At 56.3% G+C, this 1,150-nt stretch carries 2 protein-coding genes; both read left to right on the top strand.

What is annotated here, in order from left to right; all coding sequences use genetic code 11:
- The coding region (gene hisG / locus CW742_RS14260) for an ATP phosphoribosyltransferase (protein WP_342764892.1) at positions 1 to 402 on the top strand (402 nt) is incomplete at its 5' end.
- A gap of 192 nt (positions 403 to 594) precedes the next feature.
- On the top strand, positions 595 to 1,150 hold a 556-nt coding region (locus tag CW742_RS14255; RefSeq protein ID WP_292421520.1), incomplete at its 3' end, for a hypothetical protein.

The raw sequence follows: 1,150 nt of genomic DNA, 5'->3' as shown, positions 1-1,150 counted from the left end.
GTCGTTGATCTGACCGAGACGGGGACGACGCTCCGGAAGAACGGCCTGAAGATCATCGGGCAGATCATGGAATCCCACACGGCGATCATCGCCAGCAAGGCGGCGTGGGCGGATCCGGTGAAGCGCAGGGAGATCGAGGAGATAAGGACGCTCCTCTTCGGGGTCATCGATGCGCGGCATAAGGTGCTCCTGACCATGAACGTGCCCACGGCCTCCATGGAGCGGATCGTTTCTGCGCTGCCGGCCATGAAGAAGCCGACGGTGAGCCGGCTCCACGGCATCGACTACTACAGCATCCAGACGGTGGTCCCGAAAAGCGCGGTCAACGGGCTCATCCCGAAACTGAAAGCTTGCGGGGCAGAGGACATCCTTGAGATCCCGATCACGAAGATCGTGCCGTGAGGGGGCCCATTCTCCTTTTTTTCCCCGTTTTACAGGCCTTTTCGCGCGTCTGTTAAAAAAAATTCCAGTTAATTAATGTTACTACATTCCGATGAGCCCTCCATGCAGCCAGAAACCTGAATAGTCTGCATTTGTCCTGAAAAAACCAACATATATATCTGATACATGATCCAAATGGCACTAAGGAAGATTATGCGTAGCCTAGCCCCTGCTATCCCGCTCCTCATCCTGCTCTCCGTACTCTGCCTCACCGCTGCCTGCACCATCCCCTTCTTCGGGAATGCGCAGGAACCGGATGGTACGAATGTCGGGATTCAGGCAATCGAGTACCACCCTGAAAAGACATATACAAGTATGCATACAGCCTTTGTCGAATCTGTCGATTATCTCCCTGGTTCGGAAAGGAATCAGGTTGGGGGGACCCCCGTTTACTATATTCAGGGTTCGGATCTGGATGCAACCGGCAATGCCGTCCGGTGGGTCTTTGCCGTCAACCTCACCACGGGGACGAAGTTGATCGTTTTCGATAACGGGCTGGTGAGCGAGATCCCGTGGGCGAGCCGGCTGCCGGAGAGCGAGATACGGATTGGTGAGGTGATGAATCCCGAAGCTCTTCTCGCAAAGCACCACGATGCTATCTTCTCAGACCCTGCTGTCGGGATTGGAGCGGGAAGCGAGCGTGACCTCCGGACCGCCGCAGATCCCCTCACCCCCGGGTCGGCCAGTTCTTGGCGTGATCTTCCGTCGG

Source organism: Methanoregula sp., from assembly GCF_002835825.1.
In the GTDB taxonomy this organism is placed as follows: Archaea; Halobacteriota; Methanomicrobia; order Methanomicrobiales; family Methanospirillaceae; genus Methanoregula.
The sequence above is the reverse complement of the archived record's forward strand: the minus strand, read 5'-3'. Positions and strand labels throughout refer to the sequence as shown.